Origin of the sequence: Seohaeicola zhoushanensis, from assembly GCF_014656415.1 — a bacterium.
GTDB classification, from domain to species: Bacteria; Pseudomonadota; Alphaproteobacteria; order Rhodobacterales; family Rhodobacteraceae; genus Seohaeicola_A; species Seohaeicola_A zhoushanensis.
Map to the genome: position 1 here is coordinate 329 of NZ_BNCJ01000056.1, position 3,391 is coordinate 3,719.

Below are 3,391 nucleotides of genomic sequence, written 5' to 3' on the forward strand. Positions count from 1 at the left end.
CGGCCCCGCCGTCTTCAAGGGCTACTTCCGCGACCCCCAGGCCACCGCCAACACCATGCGCGGCGACCTGTTGATGAGCGGCGACATCGTCTCGACGCTGGATGACGGCGAAATCTCGGTGGTCGACCGCAAGAAGGCGATCATCATCACCTCGGGCGGCAAGAACATCGCCCCCTCCGAGATCGAGAACGCGCTCAAGGACAGCCCCTACATCAAGGAGGTCATCGTCACCGGCGACGGCCGCAAGTTCCTCGGCGCGCTCATCCAGATCGACTTCGACAACGTCGGCCTCTGGGCCTCGGACCGCGACCTTGCCTATACCACCTACAAGTCGCTGACCCAGCTGCCCGAGGTGCGCGAACTGGTGCAGACCATCGTCGACGAGGTGAACCCGCGTTTCGCCCGCGTCGAGAACATCCGCAAGTTCGTGATCCTGGAAAAGGAACTCGACCACGACGATGGCGAGCTGACGGCGACCCAGAAGGTCCGCCGCTCGATCATCGACACCAAATTCGAGCGCGAGCTGGAGATGATCTACGGGGCCGGCGCATGACCTATTTCCTAGAACTGCTGTCCTCGGGCCTGGCCGTCGGCGCCGTCTACGGGCTGATCGCGATGAGCTTTGCGATCATCTACAAGTCGACCGGCCTGCTGAACTTCGCCCAGGGCGAAATGGCGATGATCATCGCCTATGTCGCCTGGTCGATCTCCACCTCGGTCGACGGCAATCCCTTCATCGTCGCCATCGGTGCCATCGGCTTCGCCATCCTCTTCGCGCTGGCGGTCGAACGCATCGCGATCCGCCCGATGATGGGCGAGTCGATCCTGGCGCAGATCATGGTGACGATCGGCCTCTCGGTGATCTTCCGCTCGGGCGTGATCCTGCTGTGGGACGGGCTGCCGCACAACATGGACATCGCCGCCGGCAACGCGCTGGTCGATTTCGGCGGCATCCGGGTGCGCGTCGCGCAGGTCGCGGTGCTGCTCCTGCTCGTCGCCGCCGTGGTCGGCATGTGGGCCTACTTCCGCTGGTCCCGCTTCGGCATCGCCATGCGCGCCGTCGCCTCGGACGATGCGACCGCCCAGCTGATGGGGGTCAACACGGGCCGCGTGCAGATGGCCGCCTGGGGCGCCGCCGCGGTCATGTCGGGCACCGCCGGGGTGCTCTTCGCCATCGCCTATGAACTCTCGCCCAGCCTCTACGCCCTCGGCCTCAAGGCCTTCCCGGCGACGATCCTGGGCGGGCTCGACTCGATCATCGGCTCGGCCTTCGGCGGGCTCATCATCGGCGTCACCGAGAACCTGGTCGGCGGCTACCTCAGCTCCAGCCTCAAGGAAGTCGCGGGCTTCGTGATCATCATCCTGATCCTGATGCTCCGCCCCTACGGGCTGTTTGGCGAAAAACGGATCGAGAGGCTCTGATGCGCAGCGGTTATTACAAGGAAACCATCGTCCAGCACATCAACCTGACCGATTCCGGCCTGCAACGGGCCTGGATCGTCATCGGCCTGGCCCTCGCCCTCGCCGCGCCCTTCGTGCTGGGCTATTACGGACTGTCCATCGTCACCCTCATGGCGATCACAGCCATCGGCGCGATGGGGCTGAACATCCTCACCGGCTGGACCGGGCTGATCTCGCTCGGGCAGACCGCCTTCATGGTGCTGGGCGCCTATGCCTATGCCATCGCCACCGAAAGCTGGGGCTGGCCGCCGCTCGCCGGTTTCGCGCTGGCCGGCGTGGTGCCGGCGCTGGCAAGTGTGCTGGTCGGCGTGCCCTCGCTGCGCCTCACCGGGCTCTACCTCGCCATCACCACGCTGGCCTCGGCCTTCATCGTCAACCACATGGTGCTCGAATTCGACGGGCTGACCAACGGTTCCTCCGGGATCTTCGTCAACCGGCCGAAGATCCTGGGCTATGCCTTCGACAGCGACACCAGCTTCTACTATCTCTGCGTCGGCGCCGGCGTCCTGACGATCCTCGCCTGCCTGAACCTGCGCCGCTCGCGCATCGGCCGCGCCTTCATCGCCATCCGCGACAATGACAACGCCGCCCGGGTCATGGGCATCGACCTGCGCGCCTACAAGCTCTACGCCTTCATGGCCAGCTCGTTCATCGTCGGCCTGTCGGGCGCGCTCTACGGCATCTTCCTCAGCTTCGTCACCGTCGACGGCTTCCCTTTCCTCCTCGCCATCGAGGCGCTGGCGATCCTGATCGTCGGCGGCATGGGGTCCATCGCCGGGGCCATCCTCGGCTCGATCTTCCTGGTCGGCCTGCCCGAGGTCACCTCCTTCGTGTTCTCGCTGCTGGGCGAACGGGCGCAGGACGTCCTGTCCACCAGCGCGCACGAGATCAAGGGCCTGCTCTACGGCCTCGTCATCATTCTCTTCCTGAGGCTCAAGCCGCACGGGCTGATGGGTCTCTGGCAGGACGCCAGACGCGCCTGGACGCTCTGGCCTCTTCGGTACTGACAGAATCAATCATGGGAGGAAAGACATGAGACTCTTGAAGGGACTTGCGGCCGCCGCGCTGCTTGCCGTCCCGGCCGGAACGGCCACGGCAGAGCAGGGCGTCACCGATACTGAAATCCTGCTGGGCGAGGTCGAGCCGCTGACCGGCCCGCCGGGCCTGCTGGGCATCGCCCACAACATCGGCGTCAAGCTCGCCATGGCCGAGGTCAATGCCGAGGGCGGCATCGGCGGGCGGCAGCTGCGGCTGATCGCCGAGGACGACGGCTACGTGACCTCGCGCACCATCCAGTCGCTCAAGAAGCTGATCGGCTCGGACAAGGTCTTCGCGCTGACCTCGCTCTCCGGTTCGGGCCAGGCGCTGGCCTCGCTGCCGATCGTCAAGGCGGCCGGCATTCCCGCCATGGTGCCGATCGGCCCCCTGCCCCCGCTCTACGAGCCGCCGAACGACAATATCTTCGTGGTCGGCCAGTCCTATACCGAGGGCATGCACCAGCTCGCGCTCTATCTCGCCAAGACCTATCCCGGCAAGAAATGGGGCATCATCCTGCAGGATGACGACTACGGCAAGGCGCTCGGCCAGGGCATCGAGCAGGCCAAGGCCGAGGCCGAGATCAACGTCGCCTACGAGACGACCTATGCCCGCGGGCAGAAGGACTTCGCCTCGGAAATGCTGCGGGTCAAGGATGCCGGCGTCGAGGTGCTGATCGCCGGCGGCATCATCTCCGAGAACATCGCCATGGTGAAAGAGGCCGAGAAGCTCGGCATCTCCCCGGTGATCGCCACCTTCTGGCCCGGCCGCGTGCCCGAGGTGCTCAAGGCCATCGGCCCGGCCTCGAACGGCATCTACTCGGTCGACTACGTCGCGCCGCTGCAATCGGACGCCGGCAAGGCCTTTGTCGAACTGGCGAAAAAGTATCTTTCCG

At 65.6% G+C, this 3,391-nt stretch carries 3 protein-coding genes and 1 pseudogene; all 4 read left to right on the forward strand.

Translation table 11 applies throughout. From position 1 onward, the window contains the following. Positions 1 to 553: pseudogene (locus IE266_RS27120) on the forward strand (long-chain fatty acid--CoA ligase); the annotation flags it as partial. Continuing rightward, a complete protein-coding gene (locus IE266_RS26580; RefSeq protein WP_189683158.1) occupies positions 550 to 1,422 on the forward strand; it encodes a branched-chain amino acid ABC transporter permease in 873 nt (290 codons plus the stop codon). The pseudogene IE266_RS27120 and the gene IE266_RS26580, both read left to right, overlap by 4 nt. Next, positions 1,422 to 2,468, forward strand: coding sequence for a branched-chain amino acid ABC transporter permease (locus IE266_RS26585; protein WP_189683159.1), 1,047 nt, complete (start codon positions 1,422 to 1,424; stop codon positions 2,466 to 2,468). Before IE266_RS26580 ends, IE266_RS26585 begins: the two co-directional genes overlap by 1 nt. 25 nt (positions 2,469 to 2,493) lie before the next feature. Continuing rightward, positions 2,494 to 3,391: ABC transporter substrate-binding protein (locus tag IE266_RS26590; RefSeq protein ID WP_189683160.1), on the forward strand; the 898-nt coding region annotated here is incomplete at its 3' end.

Excerpts from the sequence above, each read along its gene's own strand:
- IE266_RS26580 (WP_189683158.1), top strand. The coding sequence starts at position 550 with ATGACCTATTTCCTAGAACTGCTGTCCTCGGGCCTGGCCGTCGGCGCC.
- IE266_RS26585 (WP_189683159.1), top strand. The coding sequence starts at position 1,422 with ATGCGCAGCGGTTATTACAAGGAAACCATCGTCCAGCACATCAACCTG.